Genomic DNA, 24,619 nt, shown 5'->3' on the forward strand with positions numbered 1-24,619 from the left:
AGAGAGGCCGCTTCGTCCGCACTGGTCGCGGACCAGAAGGCAGGACGCAGAACGTGGCACGCGAAATCACCGGTTTTTCCAACCCGCTGGTCAAGCGCGTGCGCTCGCTGCGGGAAAAAAAATATCGCAAGGCCGAAGGGCTGTTCCTCGCCGAAGGGCTGCGTATCCTGACCGAAGCGCGCGAAGAAGGCGTGCTGCCCGAAATGCTCTTCCATGCCGGCTCCACTCACCCGCTCGCGCTCGACCTGATCGACGCGATCGAGGCGGACGGCGGCGACGTCATCGAAACCACGCCTGACATTCTGTCCAAGATCAGCGGCAAGGATAATGCCCAGGCCGTGGTCGGCGTCTATCGCGACCGGCTGACCCCGCTGGAGAAGCTCGATCGCAAAACCGCCGACATCTGGATCGTCGCCCAGTCGCTGCGCGACCCCGGCAATCTCGGCACCATATTGCGCACCGGCGACGCGGTCGGTGCCGGCGGCCTCATCCTGATCGACGATTGCGTCGACCCCTTCTCGGTCGAATCGGTGCGCGCCAGCATGGGCGCCCTGTTCACCCAGTCGATCACCCAGGCACGCTGGGGCGAATTCATGCACTGGCTGCGCCAGGGGCCGGGCGAACTGATCGGCACCAGCCTGAAAGCGACCCAGGATTATCAGGAACCCCACTATCAGAGCCCCAGCTTCCTGCTGGTCGGCAATGAGGCGCAGGGCCTGCCCGAAAGCTATGAGGCCGAATGCGACCAGTTGGTGAAGATGCCGATGCTCGGCAAGGCCGACAGCCTCAACGCTGCGGTCGCGACGGCGGTCATGGCCTATGAGCTGCTGAACCAGAAACGAAAGACATCATAACGTCATCCCAGCGAAGGCTGGGATCTCATTTTTCTTCGGATATGTGGAAGAAGAGAGATGCCAGCCCTCGCTGGCATGACGCCAAAGGGGGCGAGAAGACGTGAAACAGACGAGCGGCATGGGCGCAATGTGGCTGCATAAGCGGGTGCTGGCAGCGAGCCTCATCGGCACGGCGGTCGAATTTTACGACTTCTATATCTACGCCACCGCCGCCAGCCTGATCTTCCCCTCGCTCTTCTTCCCGGCCTCCTCGCCCTCGGCGCAATTGATGGCCTCCTATGGCAGCCTCGCTCTCGCCTTCCTCGCCCGGCCGCTCGGCGCTGCCGTCTTCGGCCATTATGGCGACCGCATCGGGCGCAAGGCGACGCTCGTCACCTCGCTGATGCTGATGGGCGGCTGCACATTGCTGATCGGCTTCCTGCCGACCTATCTCATGATCGGCTTCTGGGCGCCGCTGATCCTGTGCGTGCTGCGTTTCGGCCAGGGCTTTGGCCTGGGCGGCGAATGGGGCGGCGCAGCACTGCTGGCGGTCGAGAATGCGCCCGAAGGCTGGCGCGCCCGCTTCGGCATGTTCCCGCAGCTGGGCGCCCCGGTCGGCTTCATCGCCGCCAACGGCCTGTTCCTGCTGCTCGGCGCCTTCCTGACCGATGCGGAATTCTTTGCCTGGGGCTGGCGCCTGCCGTTCCTGGGCAGTTCGGTCCTCGTGATCCTCGGCCTCTGGGTCCGCCTCAAGCTCACCGAGACGCCGGAATTTGCCGCCGCGCAACAGGAAGCACCGCCGCCGGCCGTGCCGCTTGCCACCCTGCTCTCGACCCATCTGGGCGCGGCCATCGCCGGCACCTTCGCCTGCGCCGCCTGCTTCGCCGTCTATTATATCGCGACCGCCTTTGCGCTGGGCTATGGCACCACCGCGCTCAAGATCGACCGGGAAATCTTCCTTGCGATCCAGCTTGGCGCGATCATGTTCATGGCGCTCAGCATCGTGATCGCCGGTTGGTGGTCGGACAAGAGCAGCCCCACCCGCGTCCTCGCCTGGGGCTGTGCCGGCACGCTGGTCATGGGCATCGTCTTCGGCCCGCTGATCGGCACCGCGGCGCTGCTGCCGATCTTCGTCGCGCTCAGCCTCGCTCTGTTCGTGATGGGCTTCATCTACGGCCCGCTCGGCGCCTATCTGCCCGCCCTCTTCCCGACCCAGCTGCGCTATACCGGGGCGTCCTTCGCCTTCAATCTGGGCGGCATATTGGGCGGCGCGCTGGCGCCGATCGTCGCGACCTGGCTGATCGGCATGCAGGGTGTTGCGCTGGTCGGCCTCTATATGTCGGCGGCCGCGCTCATCAGCCTGGCGGGCCTGTGGTGGACCAGCCGCAGCTGAATCAGATTGCCTTGCGCATCAGGATCATCGGCACGCCACTATCCTCGAACGGGCGGACGTCGATGAACCCGACGCTGCGATAGAGCGGCACGCCCGCCATCGTCGCCGACAATTCCAGCGCGGCAAAGCCCTCCCGCCGCGCGGCCGCCTCGCACAGCGCCAGGATGGTCGTGCCGACCCCTTTGCGGACATGGTCGGGATGGGTGTACATCGCCCGCACCTTCGCCGCCTCGGTCGCGGGGTCGAGCATGCGGTCGTCGCGCCCGGCCGTGTGGTCGCCGCCATAGGCGGTCGCCCGGCGGCTCCATCCGCCACATCCGGCGATCGCGCCCTCCGCCTCCACCACGAAATAGGTCCGGTCACCGATCAGCCGCCGGTCCAGCCCCATGAAGCCATGGCTGGCTTGTACCTGCGCAGCGGTCAGATAGGCCGACTGCAATTGCTCGATGGCCAGCGTCATCAGGGTGGACAAAGCGGGTTCGTCGGCGGCGGTCGCCAGGCGGTTGGTCAAGGACATGGCCCCTCCTGCAACGAAATCGGCCGGCCCCGCAAGGGACCGGCCGATCGGATCATGATGATGCGGGATCAGAACTTGAATCCGACCTTCGCATACCAGAAGCCGCCGTTGAAGCCGAAGGGCGATACGTCGGGATAGATGTCACCGGTGAAGCGACCACCCGTCGACGCATAGACCGGCCCCAGCCCGCCGGCGCGATTGTCATATTTGTCGGGATAGTTGCTGAACAGGTTCTGCGCGCCGGCACTCAGCGTGAAATTGTCATTGAGCTGATAGCTGACTTCCAGATCGAACACGAACTCGCTGCCAAAGCTCTGATTGACATAGCTTTCGCCGTTCGCACCAGTGCCGTCGTCATAGACCTTGTACTTGCCATACCAGTTCGCCCGGCCGAGCACCGACAGCGCGCCGCTGGTCCAGTTCTCGGTCAGGATCACGCGCGTCTTGGGCAGCGTATTCTGCAGCTGCATGATGCGCGTGTCGCTGATGATCGGCGATCCGGTATCGGGGTCCAGCCCGACGCGAATGACCTTCGTCTTGTTGTAGTTGAAGGCCAGCGTGGTGTTGAACGTCCCCATGCTGTCGGTCGAGAAGCGATAGCTGCCGACCACGTCGACACCCTGGGTCCGGGTATCGAAGGCATTGGTCAGGAACTGCACCTCGTTGACCGTGGCATAGTTGGCCAGGCCCAGCGCCTGAAGCTCGGGCCGCTGATCGTCGGTGATCACCCGCGATCCGGTGGTGCCGATGCGGTCCTTCACCTTGATGTTGTAATAGTCGATCGTCAGCGACGCGCCGGGGGCCGGCGTGAACACCGTACCGGCCGAGAAGCTGACCGACTCTTCCGGCTTCAGCGGCACCGCGCCCAGATATTGGGCGACCGGGCTGGCGACCGGCAGCGTCATGAACTCGATCGCGTTGGGATTGCCCGGATTGAAGGTGGTCGCGATGCTGCTGGTGTTGGTTTGGCCCGGCGTCGGCGCACGGAAGCCGGTCGACAGCGTGCCGCGAACCGCGAACACATCCGGCACGATGGCGTAGCGTGCCGACACCTTGCCCGTGGTCGAATTGCCGAAATCGGACAGATGCTCGTAGCGGCCGGCAAAACCAAGCGAGAAGGCTTCGGTGATGTCACCTTCGACGTCGATATAGAGGCCCTTGGAATTGCGGCTGCTCTCACCCGCGATCGCCGGACCATAACCGGGGAAGCCATTGGCGCCGACCGGCAGCGCGACCGAAAGCTGGCTGCCATCCGCGTTCAGCACCGGAGTGCCATCCTGATGGAAGACCAGGTTCCCGGTATAGGGCCCGATCGCATAGGAAGCGGCGTCGCCCAGGCCCAGTTCATAGGATTCCCGGAAATATTGCCCGCCAAAGGCGATAGTGATCGGGCTCGCCAGCCCGACTTCCCAGGGATAGCTGAAATCCGCATTGAACAGCGTTTCGCGCTGTTCCAGCTTGCCGAGGTAGAATTCGGTCGGCGAGGTAATGCCCAGCGACGGGTTCATCGTGCCGTTCATCGTATATTTCAGCGTCGACTGGCCATAGCTGCCCGACAGGTCGTAGTTCAGGCCAAAGCCGAGCGTGCCCTTGTAGCCGACGGTGCCCGAAATATCGTCGATCTTGCCGAAGAAGATCGGCGTGAAGCCGCCCGAATAGACGCAGCTCCAGTTCTGGACCAGCGGATCGGAGCAATCCGACACCTGCGTATAATCCCGCGTCGTGGGATCATAGCCGTTGGGCGCATAGACATTGCCGCCTGCCGCGCCGGTCTGGATGCCCGGCGTCGTGTTGTCGAAATCGGTGAAATAGTCGTTGAAGATGCCGTTCAGGCCGAAATTGGCGGAATTGACCGACTGGCGATAGTTGAAGCTCTCTTCCTGGAAGCTGTGGCCATAATTGCCAAAGAAGTAGATGCTGCTTTCGTCGCCCAGGTCGAACCCGCCATTCACGAAGAAGCGATAGGATTCCATCTTCGGATTGCCATAGCGCTGCGCCAGCTTGGGCACACCGATGTCGGGCTGCTCCTGCGACAGTTCCAGCGCGCCGGGTCGGGTGACGCCGCGGCTGGTCTTGCCGGCGTTCACATATTCGCCGCTGATGTTGATGAAGCCATTGTCGCCCAGCTTGAAACCACCGTTCAGCGCGACCTGATAATCCTCGCCATCGCCGCGATAATATTGGCCATAGCGGGCATAGCCCGAAATGCCGTCAGTATCGTCGCGCAGCGCCATGTTGATGACGCCGGCGATCGCGTCGGAACCATATTGGGCCGAAGCGCCGTCGCGCAGCACTTCGACGCTGCGCACCGCAATCGCCGGAATCTGCGCAAGGTCGGCCGAATGGGCGCCAGCGGACTGGGCGTTCGCGCCGATCTGCACCAGCGCGGAACGGTGCATGCGCTTGCCGTTCACCATCACCAGCGTCTGGTCGGGCGCCAGCCCGCGCAGGTTGGGCGGCCGGACGAAGGAGGAGCCGTCACCAATGGCATAGCGCGCCACCGAGAAGGACGGGACCAGGTTCTGGATCACCTGGTTCATGTCGGCGACGCCCTGCTTCTGCAGTTCCTCGCCGGAATAGACATCGATCGGCGTCGGCGATTCGGCGACGGTACGGTCGGTACGCCGCGTGCCGGTGACGATGATCGTCTGGCCGGGCGTTTCCGCTGCGGCCGCCTGGGGCGCAACATCTTGCGCAAGAACAGGCATGGAATAGGACAGTGCAATGGCAATCGCACTGCATGAAAACAGACCCTGATACTTCATCAAAAATCCCCCTATTTCTTTTTTTAGAGACCTTTCGACACCTCCCTCTTCTTGTTGCCGGATGAGATCGGAATGGACGCAACTATCCGTTCCTGAAATCGGAAATTTCAGTGCGTTTCACTCAGTAACATCTGGAAATATCAGGCTGGCATAATTGCATCGACTGCGAAATGGCCCTTTGGGCGGCCGCAAAAATTTGTTCGCAAGCGCAATAATTCGTGCCGTAAAACAATGTGTCAAATCATTGTAACACAAAGAAAAAGGCGGCGGCCCCGGGGGCCACCGCCTGTTTCATTTTTACAACTGTCAAGGACAGTTTTGAAGGATCAACCTTCGGTGCGGGTATCGCGGCGCTCGGCGATACGAGCGCGCTTGCCGGTGCGGCCACGCAGATAATAGAGCTTGGCACGACGCACGACACCGCGACGAACGACGGTGATCGAATCGAGGTTGGGCGAGTAGAGCGGGAACACGCGCTCCACACCTTCGCCGAACGAAATCTTGCGAACGGTGAAGTTGCTGCCCATGCCCTTGTTGGAACGGGCAATGCAGACGCCTTCATAGTTCTGGACGCGGCTGCGCTCGCCTTCGACAACCTTCACGCCGACGCGCAGGGTGTCACCGGGACGGAAATCGGGGATTTCCTTCGCCAGGGCAGCAATGTTTTCGGCCTCGATCTGCTGGATCAAGTTCATGTAACTTAGTCCTTATTTTCGCGTTGCGCACCAGAGGGCGACTGGTCCCGAACGCCGATATGACGTTCCCAAAGGTCCGGCCGCCTTAGCCGTGTATCTGCCTCCGCCTGTTGTTTCCGCCAGGCGGCGATCTTCGCATGATCCCCCGATCGCAACACTTCGGGAATCCTGCGCCCCTCCCATTCGACCGGTCGGGTATAATGCGGATATTCAAGAAGCCCCGTTTCAAAGGATTCCTCGACACCGCTGGAAGCGGCGCCCATTACACCGGGAAGCAGGCGGATGCAAGCATCCAGCAGCATCAGCGCACCCATTTCCCCGCCGGACAGGATGATGTCGCCCATCGATATCTGCTCGATCGGCCGGGCCTCGAAAATCCGCTCGTCAAAGCCCTCGAACCGCCCGCACAGCAAGGTCACGCCGGGACCGTCCGCCAGCGCCCGGATCCGCGCCTGCGTGATCGGTTTGCCGCGCGGCGTCATCGCCAGGATCGGCAGGTCGGGCCGCTGCGCCAGCGCATGGTCGATGCCGCGCGCCAAGATGTCGGGCTTCAGCACCATGCCCGCCCCGCCCCCGGCCGGCGTATCGTCGACGGTGCGATGCTTGTCGGTCGCAAAGCCGCGCATCTGGATCGGATCGCACGACCATTTCCCCTCGGCCAGCGCACGTCCCGCAAGCGACACGCCCAAGGGGCCCGGAAACATCTCGGGATAGAGGGTCAGGATCTGGGCCGCAAAGCTCATCGCCGGCGCGCCCGCAGCCGGGCGGCGGACAGGCCGCCAACCAGGCAGAGCGCACCGCAGCCCATCATCACGAAGCCGATCATCCGCAGCATGTCGGCAAAGGGCCGTTCGGGATGCAGCATGCCCGGCAGCAGCACCAGCAGCGGCAGGGGACAGACCAGCCCGATCGCCACCAGCCCCTTCACCCAGAGCGGCCAGCCAAGGCCGAACAGCCGCCAGCCCCCGGCCAGCATCATCAGCAGATAGATTGCGGTCAAAATTTGCGCCATGGCTGCGCGCCTAGAGCATTTTCGCCGCAGGGGGAACTGTCGATCGCCAGCGCCTCAGGGCGCCTTGACCTCCAGCTTCAATTCCTGGATTTCCGCGTCGGCGGTCGGCGCCAGCAACAGGCTGCCCGCCACCCGCCCCTTCTCGCAGGCCCAGGTGAACTTGCCCGACAGATTGCCGGTCGCGCTCAGCGGTGCATCGACCGCGCAGCTACCGACCTCTCCCTTCAACGCCGCCAGACGCTTGCCCCAATGCACCGCATCGGCATCCATGAGGAAATTCATCGCCAGATTGTCGCGGGCGGCCAGCACATCGCCCGACGCATAGATGCGCCCCGCCGCGGCATAGCCCTGCGCCAGCAGCGGACTGACCGGCACGTCCCGCGCGATCAGCGCGCCCGCCTTCTGCAACAGCATCGCCGCATCCCAGGCGGCGCCCGCCCCGCCATTATAGGTGCGATTGGTGAAGACGAAGATACCGACACCATAATCCGGCATCAGCATCACATGGCTGCCATAGCCGGGATAGCCGCCGCCATGGGACAGGGTCAGCCCCAGGTCGCAATCCTGCGCGATCCGCATGGCAAAGCCATAGGCCGCCGCCTGGCGGCAGGCGGTCGCCCCGCTCTTGCCGTTGCGCTGGCCGACGCTCATGAAATTGCTGCCCTCCGCCAGCATCCGCACCGACGCCCGGCTGACCGGGCCGCTCTCCGCATCGTCGCGCGGCGGCCAGGCCGACAGCAGGAAGGCCACCCAGCGGGCATAGTCATTGGCACTGGTCTGCAGCCCGCCCATCGCGCCAAAGGCGCCGTCGGCCATGTCGGGCTCGCGCTTCCAGCGCCCATCTTCCCAGCGATAGCCGAGCGACCGCCGCGCAACCGGCCATTCACTCACCTGATAGCCGCTCGACGTCATGCCCAGCGGCGTCAACAGGCTCTGCTCGACATAGCGGCGATAGGGCATGCCCGAGACATTGGCGATGATCCGCCCCAGCAGCGCATAGCCGAAGTTGGAATATTCATAATGGGTCGCCGGCGCGCTGCTCATCGGCACGCCTTGCTCCAGCATCCGGGTGAAGTCCGCGTCGGGCAGCGGCGTCTGCCGGTCGCCCCACGGATTATCGTCGACAAAGCCCGCGCTGTGCGTCAGCAGGTCGCGGATGCGGATGCGCGGACTATCCTTGGTCGCATAGGTCCAGCCGCGCATTTCCGGCGCATAAGCCTCGGCCAGATCATCGAGCGAGAGCTTGCCTTCCTCCCGCAGCTTCAGGATCGACAGGGCGGTGAACGCCTTGGTCATGGATGCAATGCGGAACAGGCTGTCGGCCGTTACCGGCCGCTTCTGCACCAGATCCTGCGCACCAAAGCCCTTCACATGGACCAGCCTTCCATCGGCGACGATGCCATAGACCAGGCCCGGCGCATGTCTATCGACCTGGAAATCGGCAAAGAGACGGTCAATCTCGGGGATGGCAGCGTCGATCTTCCTGGCATCGGCAGCAACCGCCGGCGCGGACAGGATCGACAGAAATCCCGACAGGGTCACCATGCGCACAGCCATGGTCATCATGCGCTCCAATCCTCCACTGTCAGGCCGGGAATATCGGCGAAATCCTTTTCGTTGCGCGTCACCAGCACCATGGCCGACGCCATCGCCTGCGCTCCGATCAACCGGTCGAAACCCCGACGGCGCACCCCCACCAGGCGTACCATCTCGGCATAGGTGCGCGCGGCGGCATCATCGAAGGGCAAGATATTCAGCAGCGCCAGAAATGTATCGACACGCCGCAGGTCGCCGACCGGATCGCTCGAGCCGCGATTGCCGACCCGCAATTCGGCAGCGGTGACAGCGGAAACCGACAGGCGATCGAACTCGGCCGCCATCCGCTCGGCCAGACGGGCGCTCCGTCCGAGCAGGAAATCGATGCAAACATTGGTGTCGAGCAGATAAGCGACCTGCGTCATGCCGCAGACGACGCCGGCCCGGTCCAATCGCGATCACCCTGATCGATATCGCCGCGCCCTTCCGCCATGAAGCCGGCCGACATGCTGCCGAACAGGGACAAAAGGATGTCGCGCTGCTGACCCTGCTTCCAGAAGGAAAAACTGCCATCGGCATGCGGTATCATGACGACTTCCTCGCCGTCATTCAGGCCCAGACTCTTGGGCAGCCGCAACGCCAGGCTGTTGCCCGACTTGAAGACCTTGGCCCGATATTCTTCGCCCATGGAGAAGCTCCGTATATACGGAGCGTATATACTATTCGGTAAAAGCCGCGTCAATCACGGCGCCGTCCTCGCTCAGCACCACCACATGCATCGGTGCCATGAAGCGCTTGCCGGGCTTGCCCTCGATCGACGGACGCTGCACCTCAATGATGTCACCGGCGCCGAAATTCTCGACCGCGATGATCTCGCCCAGCGCCTCGCCGGTGCTGCTGGTGCAGGGAAGGCCGACCAGGTCGGCATGATAATATTCGCCCTCGGGCAAGGCCGGCAGAGCGGAACGCGGGACGGTCAGCGCCGTGCCACGCAGGGCTTCGGCCGCGCCGCGATCGCCGATCTCGGCAAAGCGGGCCACCGCGCCATTGGGGCCGGGGCGCACCGACTTCAACGTCAATGTGCGCCCCGCCGCATCGAAGCTCTTGTAGCTTTTCAGGGCCTCGGCCCCTTCGCCAAACAGCTTCAGACGGACTTCGCCCGCCACGCCATGGGCACCGATGATCGCGGCCAGGGTGACGGGCTTGTCGGTCAAGAGGATCAGCCCTCAGCCTGCTCGGCAGCAGCTTCCTCGGCGGGAGCGGCTTCTTCAGCGGCCGGAGCAGCGGCAGCGGCAGCGGCTTCGCGCGCAGCTTCTTCAGCTTCGGCAGCCTTGGCGGCGCGGTCTTCAGCGCGGTCCTTGGCCTTCTGGCCCGGCTCTGCCTTCTTCGGGTTGTTGCGAGCAGCGCGTTCCTTCACGCCAGCGGCGTCCAGGAAGCGGGCAACGCGGTCGGTCGCCTGGGCGCCGGCGGCAACCCAGTGCTTCGCACGCTCGACGTCGATGATGACGCGCTTTTCGTCGCCCTTGGGCAGGACGGGGTTGTAGCTGCCGATGCGCTCGATGAACTTGCCGTCACGCGGGGCGCGGCTGTCGGCCACGACGATGCGGTAATAGGGGCGCTTCTTGGAGCCGCCGCGCGACAGACGGATGGAGGTTGCCATGGAACTAGACCTTTCTATTCAAACCAAATTACGGAAATTGCTTATTTCTTCATGAAATTCTGAAAGCCGGGCGGAAGCTTGGGCATGTTGCCGCCCAGGCCACCAAGGCCACCCAGACCCGACAGGTCGGGCGGACCGCCCTGCCCATCCGCGCCGCCCGGACCACCCAGGCCGCCCAATCCACCCATGCCACCGCCGGTGAACATCTTGGCCAGCCCCTTGAGGCCGCCCATCTTGCGGATCTTCTTCATCGCCGATTCCATTTCCTGATGCATTTTCAAGAGACGGTTGACGTCCTGCACGGTGCGGCCGGCGCCCTTGGCGATACGGATCTTGCGCTTGGCGTTGATCAGCGCGGGCTTCTCGCGCTCCTTGGGGGTCATCGACCCGATCATCGCGTCCAGATGCAGCAGCGTCTTGTCGTTGGCGCCGCTATTGGCCATCGCCGCCTGCGCCTTCTTGAGGCCCGGCAGCATGCCGGCCAGCGCGCCCAGGCCGCCCATGCGGCGCATCTGGTTGAGCTGGCTGCGCAGGTCGTTCATGTCGAACTGACCCTTGGCCATCTTCTTGGCCAGCTTGTCGGCTTCCTCGGCGTCGATCGTCTCGGCGGCCTTCTCGACCAGGCTGACGACGTCGCCCATGCCCAGGATGCGCTGGGCTACGCGGGCCGGATGGAAGGGCTCAAGGGCGTCCAGCTTTTCACCGGTGCCGGCGAACTTGATCGGACGGCCGGTGACCGCGCGCATCGACAGCGCGGCGCCGCCACGGGCGTCGCCGTCCATACGGGTCAGCACGACACCGGTCAGCGGCACCTGCGCGGTAAAGCTGGTCGCCACGTTCACGGCGTCCTGGCCGGTCAGCGAGTCGACCACCAGCAGGATTTCCGCCGGATTGGCGACGTCGGCGACCGCCTTCATCTCGTCCATCAGCGCCTGGTCGACATGCAGTCGGCCGGCGGTGTCGAGCATGACGACGTCGAAGCCCTGCAGCTTAGCCGACTGCAGCGCGCGCTTGGCGATCTCCACCGGCTGCTGGCCGGCGACGATCGGCAGGGTCGCGACATCGATCTGGGTGCCAAGGACGGCCAGCTGCTCCTGCGCGGCCGGGCGCTGGACGTCGAGCGACGCCATCAGCACCTTCTTGCGCTCCTTGTCCTTCAGGCGCTTGGCGATCTTCGCGGTCGAGGTCGTCTTGCCCGACCCCTGCAGGCCGACCATCATGATGACGGCGGGCGGGGTGACGTCGATCAGCAGGTCGCTGGTTTCGGCGCCCAGCGTCTCGGTCAGCGTGTCGGAGACGATCTTGACGACCATCTGGCCGGGCGTGATCGAGCGCAGCACATCGCTGCCGACAGCCTTTTCGGTCGCCTGGTCGACGAACTGGCGGACGACGGGCAGCGCCACGTCGGCTTCCAGCAGTGCGACTCGCACTTCGCGCATCGCGGCACGGACATCGTCCTCCGTAAGCGCACCGCGCCCACGCAGCTTGTCGAATACCCCACCGAGACGATCGCTTAGCGAATCGAACATCATCACCTCAATTCGGGCCAAGGCCCGGAAAATCCATGCACCACCCCAAAACGACAAAATCGCCGGCGGGCGAAAACTCGCCGGCCAGCGTCCATTCGATATCCCTCTTGGATATCCTGGAGTCGTCAGGGTTCCAGGACCAGAGTCCCGGATGCAGGGCGCCCCTTAAGCCAAAGCGGCCGCAAGCGCAAGTGCGCTATCCCGCAGCCAGCGCGGCGGCCGCCCCAATGACGATCGCCGTGCGCCCCAGCAACTCGACCAGCAGCAATCGCCCGGCGATCACCGCCAGTCCCCAGCGATAGGCCGGATGCACCGCGCCGCGCAGCCCGGCATCGGCGCGCATCGCGATCCCGACATAGAGCAATTGCATCAGCGTCGCGCAGGCGCCCGCCCATGGCCCCAGCAACGGCATCGGCAATATCCGGCCGAATGCCGGCTCCATCATCGCGATGGTCCCGCACAATATCAGCCGCTTGTGCCAGTCGCTCCGCTGCCGCAGCAGGATCGCCGCCAATGTGAGCGAACCAAAGGCCAGCATGTCGAGCGGCCCCAGCACCAGGAATATGCCCGGCGGGAAGAAAGGCGGCACCCGCCCCATCTGCACCGCCAGGATGGACGTCGCGATACCCCAGGGGATCAGGAAGCAGGCAAGCCCGGCCGCAACCCAGCCCAACTGGCGATGGAGATCGGTCCGCCGCTGCGCCACCAGCAGTGCCTGCGCCAGGAACAGTAGCGTCCATGCCAGCAGCGACAGCGCATGGACATGCACCCACCAGGGCACGGACGCCACGTCGACATAGCCGCGCAGGGCAAAGCTGCCGAAGCCACCGACCACGGTGACGGCGACCAGCGCCGCCATGCCGGTAAAGATGCGCCGTTCCCGCGCCTGTCGTTCCACTGCACCGATTGCCGTCGCCATTGCGTCGACCTCCCGCTCTTTGGCAACAATAGCGCAACAACCAGGCCCAATATTGTAAGAAGTCGCCACGTTCCGGCTCGGCGCTTGCGCCGGCCCGTCGTTTGCGCCAGCAAACCCGCCACAGACCGCATAACAGGGGGAGCTTTCTATGAGTTGGACACGTCGCAAGCCGATGGAGGCGATGACGCCCCAGGGAGGCGGCCACAGCATGGCGCGCACCCTGTCCTGGCCGCATCTGCTGGCGCTGGGCGTCGGTGCGATCGTCGGCACCGGCATCCTCACCCTGATCGGCGTCGGCGCCGACCGCGCCGGCCCCGCCGTCCTCATCTCCTTCGCCATTGCCGGCGCGATCTGCGCCTGCGCCGCCCTCGCCTATGCCGAACTGTCGACCATGATGCCGGCAGCGGGCAGCGCCTACAGCTACTCCTATGTGGTGCTGGGCGAGGGCATTGCCTGGATCGTGGGCTGGAGCCTGATCCTGGAATATTCGCTGGTCGTCTCGACCGTGGCGGTGGGCTGGTCGGGCTATGCCGCCCCGCTCCTCACCCCGCTCGGCTTTCCCGAGGCGCTGACCAAGGGACCGGAGCTTGGCGGCCTCATCAACACCCCCGCCATCTTCATCATCGGCGTCGTCGCTGCCCTGCTGATGTTCGGCACGCGCGAAAGCGCCCGGCTCAACACCCTGCTGGTGCTGATCAAGATCGCGACCTTGAGCCTGTTCGTCTGGGTCGCCCTGCCCGCCTTCGACGCCCAGCATCTCGAACCCTTCATGCCCTTCGGCTTTGCCAAGCATATGGGGCCTGACGGCATCGAGCGCGGCGTGATGGCCGCCGCCGCGATCATCTTCTTCGCCTTCTACGGCTTCGACGCGATCTCGACCGCGGCGGAGGAAGCCAAGAATCCGGACCGTGACCTCGCCATCGGCATCGTCGGCTCGCTGATCGTCTGCACCCTCATCTATGTGCTGGTCGCCGCCGCAGCGGTGGGCGCCATGCCCTTCACCCGCTTTGCCGACAGCCCGGAGCCGCTCGCCCTCATCCTGCGTGAAATGGGCCAGGGGTCGATCGCCCGGATCGTCGCGATCGCCGCCGTCATTGCGCTCCCAACCGTGCTGCTGGGCTTCCTCTACGGCCAGAGCCGCATCTTCCTGGTGATGGCGCGGGACGGCTTCCTGCCGCAATCGCTCGCCCGCATCTCGAAGCGCGGCACCCCTGCGCGCATCACCGCCGTCACGGCCGTGCTGGTCGCGGTCATCGCCGGCGTGCTGCCGATCGACCAGATCGCCGCGCTCGCCAATGCCGGCACGCTGATCGCCTTCACCGCGGTGGGCGCCTGCCTGCTGATCCTGCGCCGCCGCGCACCGGACCTCAAGCGCCCGTTCCGCACCCCGGCGGCGACGCTGGTGGGCCTGGGCGCCGTGCTCGGCTGCGCCTATCTGTTCCTCAGCCTGCCGATGAAGACCATCTATGCCTGCCTGATCTGGAACGCGATCGGCCTCGTCGTCTATTTCCTCTATGGACAGAAGCGCGCCTCGGCCGCCCGCTGAGAGACTGTTTGAGAAAGCCGGTACCAGCCCACTCCCCCGCCCAACCACCCGATCCAGTGTCATCCTGTCGGGCGGTTGGGCGGGGGGGCGGGCTGGTACCGTGACGAAAAATCGCTCTTTCGCGATTTTTCAAACAGACTCTGAAGCATCGGCGTACGAAAATGAAAAAGCCTCCCGTCGCGACAGCAACGGGAGGCTTTTTCTTTGCCTCGAACAGGGTAGCGCTCAGTGCGCCGCCGACGTATCCACCGGCCCGCTGGGCTTGGGCGCCAACCAGACGATCACCGCCGCCGCAAACAGCACCAACGCGGAGATGAAGAAGACATAGTCGACCGAAATGGCGATCGCCTCCTGCTCCACCAGATTGGATATGGTCTGGCGGATCTGCTCGGTCGTCATCCCCATGCCCGACAGCGCGCGCTGCGCATCGTCGGGCTGCAAGGCGCCGGCCAGTTCGTTGCGCGACACGCGCTGGCTGTCGCTCCATCCGGTCAGCACCAGCGACGTCGCGATCGCGATCGCCATGGTCCGCAGGAAATTCTGCAGGCCGGCAGCCGACGCGGTCTCGCTCGGCGGCACCGACCCCAGGGTCAGCGTCGTCAGCGGGATCATGAAGAAGGGCATGGCAAAGCCCTGCACGAACTGCGGCAGCGCCAGCCCGAAAAAGTCGATGCCGCTGGTCCAGTGCGCCCGCCACAAGGTCATGCAGCCCAGCCAGAAGACCGCGCCCGAAATCATGATGCGCGGATCGACCTTGCCGGTGAAGCGGGCCGCGAACGGCGCGCTCATCACCGCCGCCATCGCCGTGAAGGCCGTAACGATGCCCGACCAGGTCGCGGTATAGCCCATCGACATCTGCAGCCATTGCGGGATGACCACGATGCTGGAGAAATAGGCACCGAAGGCCAAAGCCAGCGTGAAGACGCCCGATGAGAAGCCGATATGTCGGAACACCCGCAGGTCGACGATCGGATGCTCCTCGGTCAGTTCCCAGATGATGAAGACGATGAAACCGATGCCGGCCAGGATGGCGAGCGTCAGGATCAGCGGGTCGGAGAACCAGTCATGGTCGCGACCGATGTCCAGCATGACCTGCAGGCAGCCGATCCAGAAGATCAGCAGGCACAGGCCGATCTTGTCGATCGGCTGGTGCGCCGTATCGGTTTCCACCGGCCGCAGCATCGCCATCGCCGCGAACACGCACAGCGCCGCGATCGGCAGGTTGATGAAGAAGATCCAGTGCCAGCTCCAATTGTCGCTGATATAGCCGCCGACGATCGGCCCCATGGCCGGCCCCAGCAGCGTCGTCATCGCCCACAGGCCCATGGCGCGCGGTCGCATTTCCGGCGGGAAGATGCGCAGCAACAGGGTCTGCGACATCGGCATGATCGGCCCGCCACAGATGCCCTGACCCAGGCGCGCGGCCACGATCATGCCCAGCGTGGTCGACAGGCCACACATCATCGAGAAGAAGCCGAAGCCGATCATCGCCCAGATGAAGGTCCGCACCACGCCGAAGCGCAGCGCCAGCCAGCCTGTCAGCGGCACGCAGATCGCCTCCGCCACCGCATAGGATGTGATGATCCAGGTGCCCTGGTCGCCGGAGATGCCCAGATTGCCAGCGATATGCGGCACCGAGACATTGGCGATGGTCAGGTCGAGCACGACCATGAAGTTGCTCAGCGCCAGCACCAGCCCGGCAAGCGTGCGGGTGCGCGGCGAGAGCAGATTGAAGGTTTCGGGACCGCTCACGCGCTCGCTCCCTTACTTGCCGGCCAGATCGATCTCGACTTCGGTGGACAAGCCCACGCGCAGCGGATGCTCTGCCAGTTCCTTGGGGTCGAGCGCGATGCGCACCGGCAGGCGCTGGACCACCTTGATCCAGTTGCCGGTCGCGTTCTGCGCCGGGATCAGCGACAGCGACGAACCGGTGCCGCCGGAGAAGCCCACGACCTTGCCATGATAGACCACATCGCCGCCATAGATGTCGGCCACCACCGTGGCGGGCATGCCCACCTTCACATGGCGCAGCTGGCGTTCCTTGAAATTGGCGTCGACATAGACCTGCGACAGCGGGACGATGCTCATGATCGGGCTGCCCTGCGCGACACGCTGGCCGATCTGGACCGCACGCTTGGTCACCACGCCGTCGATCGGCGCACGGATGATCGTGCGTTCCAGGTCCAGCTTGGCGTCTTCCAGCTTCGCCTTGGCAACCATCACCGCGGGATCACTTTCCTCGGTCGAACCGCGGATCAGCGCATCATTGGCGGCCAACTGGCCGGTGGCGGCATTGCGGGTCGCCTGCGCGGTCTCGACACCGGCACGCGCCAGGTCCAGCGCCGCCTTGGCAGCGGCATAGGATTTGCGCGCCGCGGTGACTTCGTCACCCGAAACCGCGCCGCCCGCGACCAGCGCCTCGCGGCGCTGCAGGTCGATGCGGGCCTTGTCGAAATCGGCCTGCGCGGTCGCCAGCTGGGCACGGGCCTGGACGATGTCGGCGCCACGCGCCTCGACCTGCGCCGACAGCGAACCGCTGGTCGCGCTGGTCTGGCGGAAGCGGCGACGGGCATCGGCCAGATCGGCCTCGGCCTGCTGCAGCGCGATCTGCGCATCGGTCGGGTCCAGCTTCACCAGGATGTCGCCACGCTTCACCGTCTGGGTGTCGGTGACGTTGACCTCGATCGCCTGCGCCGACAGCAAGGGGGTCACCTGGGCGACCTCCGCATTCACATAGGCATTGTCGGTGCTGACATGGTTGCGGCCGATCAGGAAATACCAGGCCGCCCACAGGACACCGACCACCAGCACGGCGATCGCCAGACGGGTCAGCCAGGTCTTGCGGGCATTGCCGCGCTGCTCGGCCAGTTCGGGGGAAGTTTCGGTGGCGGCATCAGCCATTGGGTCGATCCTTGGACTGAGCGTCGCTCGCGGCAAAGCCGCCGCCGAGCGCGCGAATGAGGGCAATATCGAGAGAGAAGGCGCTCGCTTCCAGCTGCGCGACGGACTGACGCGCCGCGAGCAGCTGGTCCTCGACGTTCAGCACGTCGAGATAGGTGGAAAGCCCGCCCTTGTAGCGTTGCTGGGCGACGCCATAGGCATCCTGCGACGCGGCCAGCGCCGCCTTGGCGTCGGTCAGCCGCTGGTCCAGCGTCCGGCGGCTGGTCACGGCATCGGCGACGTCCTGATAGGCACCCAGCACCGTCTTGTCATAGCTGGCGACCGCCTCGTCATAGGTCGCGCGTGCACCGCGATACTGGCCGCGCAACTGCCCGCCATGGAAGATCGGCAGGCTGATCGCCGGGCCGGCACTGCCGAACAGCGAATCCTTCTTGAACAGATTGTCCGCAAAGGACGTCGAACCACCCGAAGCACCGGTGCCGGTAAACAGCGTTTCATACCCCAGCGACTGGACGCCGATCAGGGCGCTCAGGCTCACCGCCGGGTAGAAGGATGCCCGCGCCACCTTGATCCGGCTGGCGGCGGCCTGCGTCCGGGCCAGCGCGGCGGCGACATCGGGACGACGCGCCACCAGATTGGTGGTGACGTCCGCCGGCAGACCCAGCGGCGCCAACTGGCCGATCTGCGGCCGGGTCATCGCCAGGCCACGGTCCGGCCCGGCGCCGATCAGCGCGGCGATCTGATGCTGGCGCAGTTCGATCGCCACGCGGGCGGCGGCCAGTTGCGCCTTGGCCGAGGACACGGTGGCGTCGGCCTGGCGCACGCTGCCGCGCGTTTCCAGGCCATTCTGCCGCCGGTCGGCGACCAGCTTCTGGCTGGCCGTGCGGATTTCCAGCGTCCGCTCCTGGATTTCCGCCTCATCATAGAGGCGGGCCAGGTCGGCATAGGCATCGGCGATCGCGGTGGTCAGCGCCAGGCGCGCCTGCTGCGCGTCGATCTCGGCCGCGCGGGCCTCCGACGTGGCTGCCGCCAGCGACGCCCGGTTCTTGCCCCACAGGTCGATGTCCAGACCAAAGTCCAGCCCGACCTTGCCGGTGCCCAGCCAGCCCTGCGGCACGAAATCCTTGGGCATGCCCATATTATAGCTCTGCTTGGTCACGCCGGCATTGGCCGTGGCGTCGACCGTGGGCAGCAGCGCCGCGCCCGATTGCTGGGCCATCGCAGTCGCCTGGCGGAAGCGCGCCAGCGCCACCGCCATATCGGGCGAATTGCGCAGCCCCTCCTCGATCAGCGATGTCAGTTGCGGATCGCCATAGGCGCTCCACCAATTCTCGCTAGGCCAGGCAACCGTGTCGGCGCTCAGGCTGCGCCCCGCCTCCACGCTCTGCGGCGCGCGAATCTCGGGCTTGTCGCCCAGATCGGGTATTGAAGCACAGCCGGCCAGAAGCAGCGCTGTCACTGCAATACCGCCGGTGCGAATGGAAAAACTGATGCGACTCACGGACATATCCAAACCGTACCATCCAGTATGAAAATCGCCTTTGCCCCGCCGTACCACCCTTGTCAATATAAATAGCGTACTCTATGGTACGCTTATATGACATGCTCGGAAAAAGCTTTAGCCCCCAGTCGTCGGGAGGCCCGCCGCCTCGACCGGCGCCAGACGATATTGGAGGTGGCTGCCCGGCATTTTCTGGAAAATGGCTATGCCGCGACCAGCATGTCGGCCATCGCCGCCATATTGGGCGGGTCGAAGGGCACGTTGTGGAATCATTTCCCTTCCAAGGAGGAATTGTTTCGCGCGGTTCTCGAAAATGCGACCAGCACCTATCGCGCGCGGCTTTCGGAAATATTGGACCCCGGCGGCGACCTCCCCTCGACGCTGCACCGCACCGCGCTCAGCCTGCTCGAAAAGGTGACATCGCCCGAAGCGATCGCCCTGCACCGGCTGATCGCGTCGGAAGGCAGCCGCTTCCCGGAAATGAGCCGCATCTTCTATGAAATGGCGCCCAGCCATACGCGGATGCTGCTCGCCCGCTTCCTCGAAGGCGCGATGGACCGCGGCCAGTTGCGCCGCGACGACCCCGACAAGGCCGCCCGCGTGCTGATGCGCCTGACGACATCGGGCTGCCATGAATTGCTGCTGCTCAGCCAGATCGAACGGGTCACGCCGCAACAGATGGAAAGCGACGCCGCCTTCGCCGTCGACATCTTCCTGCGCGCCTACGGCGCAGAAGGCATGGCGCGTTAACCATTTCTTTGCCGCCAGCTTCTATCCTGCTGATCGCAGGAGTTGCTATCCAATGCCGTTTTTCAAGCGCAAGCCCCTTCATCAGATCGTCGCGCAGCAGCCGGAAAGCGGGGCCACAGCCTCGCGTCGGCTGCGCGTGCTGCTGATCGACGAGAATGCGACCGCCCGCGCCGTCATCGCCCGCCGCCTGTCGCGGCTTAACTATGACGTGGTGCTGGCCGAAAATGGCTTCATCGCCCTCAACCTGCTGGTTACGCGTCCGGTCGACCTGATCCTGATCGACATGGACCTTTTGATGCTGCCCGCCGTGGCGACGATGAAGCGCATTCGCGCCACCGCGCTCGCCCCCCATGCCTGCATCGTCATGCTGACCGGCCGCATCGACAGCCAGTCCGCCGTCGAAGTGCTGGAGGCCGGCGCCGACGACCATATCGTCAAGCCATTCGATTTCGACCTGCTCGATGCGCGGCTGCGCCATCTGTGCGCCCGGGCCGAACGGCTCGGCATGCTCAGCCGGCACAATGCCGAACTCGACGCCCGCATCGCCCGCCGCGCCGTGGAGCTGGGTGAAACCCGCGACGCCCTGCAGGAAATGCAGCTCGACCGCGCCCGCCTCGTCTCCTCGATCCAGGCCTTGCAGGATGAAGTCGCCCGCCTCAGCGCGCGGCAGAACTGACCCATAGACTGAGGCCAGCGCCAAGCCGTTCGGGCGGACCATCCGCCGCGATCCGCTCGGCATCCGCCCGCGCCCGGTCCAATATCGCCGGCGCCACCGACCCATCATGATAGACCCGGTCGGCCAGCGCCAGCATCCGCGCATCGCGCACGCTCAAATCGTCGGGATCGGCCGACGTCAGCCGGACAAGATATAGCTCGCTATTGTCCGCCTCCGGGCCCTCCGCCAGCCAGACGTCGATATCCGGATCAAACCCCAGCGGATCGATCGCCCCGCCCGGCGCCAGCGCCTTGCCGATCGCCTGCCGCCGTGCGCCGGCATCGGGCCACAGGTCGCGCAACCGCCCCCGCGCCGCAAACAGCGCCCGCGCCAGATCGCCCAGCCCGCTCGGCAACAAGGCCTCGATCCGCTGCCGCAGCGCCGCCGCCAGCCCCGCCGACGCCCCACCCGTGCCGATCGCGATCAGCACCGGATCGCGATCGACGATCGCCGGCAGGGTGAAATCGCACAGGTCCGGCTTGTCGGTCGCATTGACCAGCACGCCGCGCGCGCGCAGTCGCGCCACGACCGCCGCGTCGCCATCCGACACGATCGCGACCCGCGCATCCGCATCATCCTCGCCGACGATGCGCGCGCCGGCGCGCTCCAGCAGCCGGCGCTTGGCATCGGCCGCCTCGCCCTGTCCGGTCAGGATGACCGCCCGCCCCTCCAGCCGCAGAAAGACGGGCAGGCTGTGCATCAGCCAGCCACCCAGTCGGGGATATGGTCGCCCGCGATCAGCGCCTCGATCGGCGGACGCGCGCGGACCACGGCCCATTTGTCGCCCGACACCAGCACCTCGGGGGTGAGCGATCGGCTGTTATAGGTGCCCGCCATGGTCGCGCCATAGGCGCCCGCGGTCATGAAGGTCAGCAGGTCGCCGGCCGCCACCACATCCATGTCGCGGCCCATGGCAAAGGTATCGCCGGTCTCGCACACCGGTCCGACCACGTTCGACGCGATCCGGTTGCCGTCCGGCGCCACCGCGCGGATATCGTGCCAGGCGTCATAGAGGCTGGGCCGCATCAGGTCGTTCATCGCCGCATCGACGATCACGAACGGCGCCTGTGCGCCCTGCTTGACGCGGATCACCTTCGACAGCAGCACGCCGGCATTGCCCACGATCACCCGGCCCGGCTCGAACATCAGCCGCGCATCCCAGCCCTGCGTCACCCGCGTCACCATCGCGCCATAATCGGCCGGGCTCGGCGGCAGCGGCTGCGACGGGTCGTAGGGCACGCCCAGGCCACCGCCCAGATCGGCGGTGCGGATGTCATGGCCCGCCGCGCGCAGCTGCGTGATCAGCGCGCCGACCTTGACGAAGGCCGCCTCCAGCGGCGCCAGGTCGGTCAGCTGGCTGCCGATATGCACGGCGACGCCCTGGACATCGAGGCCCGGCAGGTCGCGCGCCGCGGCATAGCTGTCCAGCGCCCGGTCATAGGGAATGCCGAACTTGTTTTCCGACTTGCCGGTCGAAATCTTGGCATGGGTGCCGGCGTCGACATCGGGGTTGATGCGATAGGCGACCGGCGCCCTCCGGCCCATCGACAGCGCGACCTCCGACAGCATTTCCGCTTCCGGTTCGCTTTCCAGGTTGAACTGGAAAATGCCCAGCTCCAGCGCCAGCTTCATTTCCTCGGCGGTCTTGCCGACGCCCGAAAAGACGATGCGATCAGCCGGAATGCCCGCAGCCACGGCGCGCTGCAACTCGCCGCCCGACACCACGTCCGCGCCCAGCCCCAGCTTCGCCAGCGTCGCCAGCACGGCGGCGTTGGGGTTGGCCTTCACGGCAAAGGCGATCAGCGGATTGTCGAGCTGGGACAGCCCTTCGCGGAACACGCCGACATGGCGTTCCAGCGTCGCGGTCGAATAGACATAGACCGGGGTACCGACCTGCTGCGCAATTTCCGTCATCGGCACCTGCTCCACATGCATGGTGCCGTCTACATAATCGAAATGGTCCAAGGTCTGATCCTTGCGGGAATAGGGACTATTGTTGCGGCCGGCTTTCCGGCGGCAGGTCGAACTCGTCATTGCCGCGCTGGCGCGACTGGGTCAGCAGTTCGACGTTACGTTCCGGGCGGGCCTGGGTGCCCGGATCCATCATGTCGGCGGCGGTCGGCGCAGTCGCCGCCCCCACCGGCACGGCAGGCAATTTCTGGCCCGCCACGGGTTTGAGCGATTCACGGCCGCCGCAGGAGGCCAGCGCCAGCGCCATTGCCCCGATCATCAGCCCGTTGCGGACATGCCGTGCCATCTGCCTCACTCCTGTGTCGCGCGCGCCGCGGCGATCCGCGCGCGCACCTGATCGGGCGCCGTGCCGCCATGGCTCTTGCGGCTGGCGACCGACGCATCGACCGTCAATACCGCATAGATGCGATCGTCGATACGCGCATCAATGGCCTTGAGCGTGTCAAGCGGCAGGTCGGCCAGCTGCACGCCGGCTTCCTCCGCCGCCGCCACCGCGCGCCCGGTGATATGATGCGCCTCGCGGAAGGGAATGTCGCCCTCGCGCACCAGCCAGTCGGCCAGGTCCGTCGCGGTGGCAAAACCGCTTTCGGCCAGCCCCCGCATCCGGTCGGTGCGGAACGTCACCGTCTCGATCATGCCGGTCATCGCCGCGATCGACAGGCCCAGCAGGTCATGCGCCTCGAACACCGGCGGCTTGTCGTCCTGCATGTCCTTGGAATAAGCGAGCGGCAGGCCCTTCATCGTCACGCACAGCGCATTCATGCAGCCCATGATGCGGCCGGCATGGCCGCGCACCAGTTCGGCCGCGTCGGGATTGCGCTTCTGCGGCATGATCGAGCTGCCGGTCGAATAGGCGTCGGGCAGCTTGACGAAGCCGAAGGGCTGGCTCGCCCAGATGATGAATTCCTCGGCCAGGCGCGACAGGTGCAGCGACGCCTGGGTCGCCGCCATCAGATAGTCGAGCGCGAAGTCGCGGTCTGACACGCTGTCCAGGCTGTTGTCGGTCGGCTTGGCAAAGCCCAGCGCCGCCGCCGTGGCATGGCGATCAATCGGGAAGCCGGTGCCGGCCAGCGCGGCGGCGCCCAGCGGGCATTCGTCCAGCCGCACGCGCGCATCGGCAAAGCGGCTGCGGTCGCGGCGCACCATTTCATAATAGGCCATCAGATGATGGCCCAGCGTCACCGGCTGCGCCGACTGGAGATGGGTGAAGCCCGGCATCACCGCATCGACATGCTCCTCGGCGCGGGCGAGCAGCGCCTGCTGCAACCCGGCCAGGCCCGCCATCACCTCATCCATGGCGTCGCGGACCCACAGGCGGAAATCGGTCGCCACCTGGTCGTTGCGACTGCGCGCGGTGTGCAGACGTCCGGCGGCCGGGCCGATCAGTTCGGCCAGCCGCGACTCCGTGACCATGTGGATATCTTCCAGGTCCAGATTGACCGGAACGCCATTGGCTTCATATTCCTCCGCGATCCGGTTCAGCCCCTCGGTGATCGCCTGCGCATCCTCGCCATCGACGATGCCCTGCTTGGCCAACATCGCGACATGCGCCTTGGACCCGGCGATATCCTGTTTCCACAAGCGCTTGTCGAAGGGGATGGAGGCATTTATCTCACGCATGATCGATGCCGGGCCGGCCGCGAACCGGCCACCCCACATGCTGTTGGAGCCTGCTTCCATGATATCGTCCTTGCGCTCGGTAATGACACTGCTCCTGCTGGCTGGGCTGGCGGCATGCGATAGGCAATCCCCGCCCGCGGGGCAAGCCAATGCGAGCGCCAGCGGCAAGGTGACGGGCGACGAAGTGCAACCCGCTGCCGGCGACAGTGCGAAGGGCGAATTCAACTACACGATCGACCGCAGCAAGGCGGGCACGCCTGCGCCGACCTTCGCGTTCGAAAATCCGCAGGGTGGCACGGCGACCCTGCAGGACTTTGCCGGCCGCCCGCTGCTGGTCAATCTCTGGGCGACCTGGTGCGCACCCTGCGTCGCGGAGATGCCGACGCTCGACGCCCTCGCCGCGCAAAGTGACAGCGAAGGTGACAGGAGCCTGGCGGTATTGACGATCTCGCAGGACGTGCAGGGCCAGGCCGCGATCAAGCCTTTCTTCGCCAAGCACAAGCTACCCCACCTCAAGGGCTGGACCGATCCGGAGAACAAGCTCGGCCTGGGCTATGCCACCGGCGTCCTGCCGACCACCGTCCTTTATGATGCCAAAGGCAAGGAGGTTGCGCGCGTGGTCGGCGCGATGGACTGGACCGGCGCGGAAGCCCGGAAGCTCATCGCCATGGCCAAGGGCGAATGAGGCACAAGTAAATCAACAACGAACCAGGAGCAAAAATCCGCCATGCCAGTTGATTGCAAAATGCATCAATG

General features: G+C 65.4%; 25 protein-coding genes. 6 read left to right on the forward strand and 19 right to left on the reverse strand.

The window, feature by feature from the left end; genetic code table 11:
* Nucleotides 1–53 precede the first annotated feature (53 nt).
* Both AC0KVN_RS09950 and AC0KVN_RS09955 read left to right on the forward strand, forming a co-directional pair.
* Nucleotides 54–854 carry a TrmH family RNA methyltransferase gene (locus AC0KVN_RS09950; protein ID WP_435566810.1) on the forward strand — a complete coding sequence of 267 codons (801 nt, stop codon included), beginning with the start codon at nt 54–56 and terminating at the stop codon, nt 852–854.
* A 118-nt stretch (nt 855–972) separates the two neighbouring features.
* Nucleotides 973–2,226, forward strand: a complete 1,254-nt coding sequence (locus AC0KVN_RS09955) for an MFS transporter (RefSeq protein WP_435566908.1) — start codon at nt 973–975, stop codon at nt 2,224–2,226.
* Nucleotide 2,227: 1 nt separating this feature from the next.
* On the opposite strand, the gene AC0KVN_RS09960 is transcribed toward AC0KVN_RS09955, so the two are convergent.
* The 12 genes from AC0KVN_RS09960 to AC0KVN_RS10015 all read right to left on the reverse strand — a co-directional run bounded on the left by AC0KVN_RS09960 (nt 2,228) and on the right by AC0KVN_RS10015 (nt 12,859).
* Nucleotides 2,228–2,743: a GNAT family N-acetyltransferase gene (locus tag AC0KVN_RS09960; RefSeq protein WP_435566811.1), complete on the reverse strand. Its 516-nt coding sequence runs from the start codon at nt 2,741–2,743 to the stop codon at nt 2,228–2,230.
* Nucleotides 2,744–2,811: 68 nt separating this feature from the next.
* Nucleotides 2,812–5,508, reverse strand: a complete 2,697-nt coding sequence (locus AC0KVN_RS09965; RefSeq protein ID WP_004208090.1) for a TonB-dependent receptor plug domain-containing protein — start codon at nt 5,506–5,508, stop codon at nt 2,812–2,814.
* Nucleotides 5,509–5,834: 326 nt separating this feature from the next.
* On the reverse strand, nt 5,835–6,203 hold the full coding sequence (gene rplS, locus AC0KVN_RS09970) for a 50S ribosomal protein L19 (protein WP_004208091.1): 369 nt from the start codon (nt 6,201–6,203) through the stop codon (nt 5,835–5,837).
* A 5-nt stretch (nt 6,204–6,208) separates the two neighbouring features.
* A complete protein-coding gene (trmD, locus tag AC0KVN_RS09975) occupies nt 6,209–6,946 on the reverse strand; it encodes a tRNA (guanosine(37)-N1)-methyltransferase TrmD (protein WP_037517360.1) in 738 nt (245 codons plus the stop codon).
* The gene (locus AC0KVN_RS09980) at nt 6,943–7,215 is read right to left on the reverse strand and encodes a hypothetical protein (protein WP_004208093.1); all 273 of its coding nucleotides are present in this window, start codon (nt 7,213–7,215) and stop codon (nt 6,943–6,945) included. Before AC0KVN_RS09980 ends, trmD begins: the two co-directional genes overlap by 4 nt.
* Before the next feature lie 54 nt (nt 7,216–7,269).
* Nucleotides 7,270–8,781 (reverse strand): serine hydrolase domain-containing protein, encoded by a 1,512-nt coding sequence (locus AC0KVN_RS09985; protein ID WP_435566812.1) that lies wholly within the window; start codon nt 8,779–8,781, stop codon nt 7,270–7,272.
* The gene (locus tag AC0KVN_RS09990; protein ID WP_017501876.1) at nt 8,778–9,176 is read right to left on the reverse strand and encodes a type II toxin-antitoxin system VapC family toxin; all 399 of its coding nucleotides are present in this window, start codon (nt 9,174–9,176) and stop codon (nt 8,778–8,780) included. Before AC0KVN_RS09990 ends, AC0KVN_RS09985 begins: the two co-directional genes overlap by 4 nt.
* Nucleotides 9,173–9,439, reverse strand: coding sequence for an antitoxin (locus AC0KVN_RS09995; RefSeq protein WP_004208096.1), 267 nt, complete (start codon nt 9,437–9,439; stop codon nt 9,173–9,175). The genes AC0KVN_RS09990 and AC0KVN_RS09995 overlap by 4 nt, the downstream gene beginning before the upstream one ends.
* A 31-nt stretch (nt 9,440–9,470) precedes the next feature.
* Complete coding sequence (rimM, locus tag AC0KVN_RS10000) at nt 9,471–9,965, reverse strand: ribosome maturation factor RimM (protein WP_483656093.1); 495 nt, start codon at nt 9,963–9,965, stop codon at nt 9,471–9,473.
* A gap of 5 nt (nt 9,966–9,970) precedes the next feature.
* Nucleotides 9,971–10,411 carry a 30S ribosomal protein S16 gene (rpsP, locus tag AC0KVN_RS10005; protein WP_004208098.1) on the reverse strand — a complete coding sequence of 147 codons (441 nt, stop codon included), beginning with the start codon at nt 10,409–10,411 and terminating at the stop codon, nt 9,971–9,973.
* A gap of 41 nt (nt 10,412–10,452) precedes the next feature.
* On the reverse strand, nt 10,453–11,943 hold the full coding sequence (gene ffh / locus AC0KVN_RS10010) for a signal recognition particle protein (RefSeq protein ID WP_037490422.1): 1,491 nt from the start codon (nt 11,941–11,943) through the stop codon (nt 10,453–10,455).
* Nucleotides 11,944–12,136: 193 nt separating this feature from the next.
* Nucleotides 12,137–12,859, reverse strand: a complete 723-nt coding sequence (locus AC0KVN_RS10015; protein WP_483656094.1) for a hypothetical protein — start codon at nt 12,857–12,859, stop codon at nt 12,137–12,139.
* Between the two features lie 148 nt (nt 12,860–13,007).
* On the opposite strand from AC0KVN_RS10015, the gene AC0KVN_RS10020 reads away from it, so the two are divergent.
* Nucleotides 13,008–14,405, forward strand: coding sequence for an amino acid permease (locus tag AC0KVN_RS10020; RefSeq protein WP_483656095.1), 1,398 nt, complete (start codon nt 13,008–13,010; stop codon nt 14,403–14,405).
* Between the two features lie 225 nt (nt 14,406–14,630).
* Here AC0KVN_RS10020 and AC0KVN_RS10025 read toward each other — a convergent pair whose 3' ends face one another.
* From AC0KVN_RS10025 to AC0KVN_RS10035, 3 genes are read right to left on the reverse strand one after another with little or no spacing between them, the layout of a single operon-like run.
* Entirely contained in the window at nt 14,631–16,157 is a 1,527-nt protein-coding gene (locus tag AC0KVN_RS10025) for a DHA2 family efflux MFS transporter permease subunit (protein WP_004208105.1), read from the reverse strand.
* A gap of 12 nt (nt 16,158–16,169) precedes the next feature.
* The gene (locus AC0KVN_RS10030) at nt 16,170–17,306 is read right to left on the reverse strand and encodes an EmrA/EmrK family multidrug efflux transporter periplasmic adaptor subunit (RefSeq protein WP_010336804.1); all 1,137 of its coding nucleotides are present in this window, start codon (nt 17,304–17,306) and stop codon (nt 16,170–16,172) included.
* Nucleotides 17,299–18,813: an efflux transporter outer membrane subunit gene (locus AC0KVN_RS10035; RefSeq protein WP_169860116.1), complete on the reverse strand. Its 1,515-nt coding sequence runs from the start codon at nt 18,811–18,813 to the stop codon at nt 17,299–17,301. The genes AC0KVN_RS10030 and AC0KVN_RS10035 overlap by 8 nt, the downstream gene beginning before the upstream one ends.
* 90 nt (nt 18,814–18,903) lie before the next feature.
* Between AC0KVN_RS10035 and AC0KVN_RS10040 the strand changes: the two genes are divergently transcribed.
* Nucleotides 18,904–19,557: a TetR/AcrR family transcriptional regulator gene (locus AC0KVN_RS10040; protein ID WP_435566816.1), complete on the forward strand. Its 654-nt coding sequence runs from the start codon at nt 18,904–18,906 to the stop codon at nt 19,555–19,557.
* Between the two features lie 52 nt (nt 19,558–19,609).
* Nucleotides 19,610–20,233 (forward strand): response regulator transcription factor, encoded by a 624-nt coding sequence (locus AC0KVN_RS10045; RefSeq protein WP_037507792.1) that lies wholly within the window; start codon nt 19,610–19,612, stop codon nt 20,231–20,233.
* On the opposite strand, the gene AC0KVN_RS10050 is transcribed toward AC0KVN_RS10045, so the two are convergent.
* Genes AC0KVN_RS10050 through argH form a run of 4 tightly spaced genes read right to left on the reverse strand, consistent with a single transcriptional unit; the run spans nt 20,214 to nt 23,902 of the window.
* Nucleotides 20,214–20,972, reverse strand: coding sequence for a precorrin-2 dehydrogenase/sirohydrochlorin ferrochelatase family protein (locus AC0KVN_RS10050; protein ID WP_483656096.1), 759 nt, complete (start codon nt 20,970–20,972; stop codon nt 20,214–20,216). The genes AC0KVN_RS10045 and AC0KVN_RS10050 overlap by 20 nt on opposite strands.
* Complete coding sequence (gene lysA / locus AC0KVN_RS10055) at nt 20,972–22,237, reverse strand: diaminopimelate decarboxylase (protein ID WP_435566818.1); 1,266 nt, start codon at nt 22,235–22,237, stop codon at nt 20,972–20,974. Before lysA ends, AC0KVN_RS10050 begins: the two co-directional genes overlap by 1 nt.
* Nucleotides 22,238–22,262: 25 nt before the next feature.
* On the reverse strand, nt 22,263–22,529 hold the full coding sequence (locus AC0KVN_RS10060; protein ID WP_004208112.1) for a hypothetical protein: 267 nt from the start codon (nt 22,527–22,529) through the stop codon (nt 22,263–22,265).
* Between the two features lie 5 nt (nt 22,530–22,534).
* Nucleotides 22,535–23,902, reverse strand: coding sequence for an argininosuccinate lyase (gene argH, locus AC0KVN_RS10065; RefSeq protein ID WP_435566909.1), 1,368 nt, complete (start codon nt 23,900–23,902; stop codon nt 22,535–22,537).
* Nucleotides 23,903–23,945: 43 nt separating this feature from the next.
* On the opposite strand from argH, the gene AC0KVN_RS10070 reads away from it, so the two are divergent.
* Nucleotides 23,946–24,548: a TlpA family protein disulfide reductase gene (locus tag AC0KVN_RS10070; protein ID WP_048937730.1), complete on the forward strand. Its 603-nt coding sequence runs from the start codon at nt 23,946–23,948 to the stop codon at nt 24,546–24,548.
* Nucleotides 24,549–24,619: the final 71 nt, after the last annotated feature.

The sequence above is a fragment of the Sphingobium sp. SG1 genome (assembly GCF_057063145.1).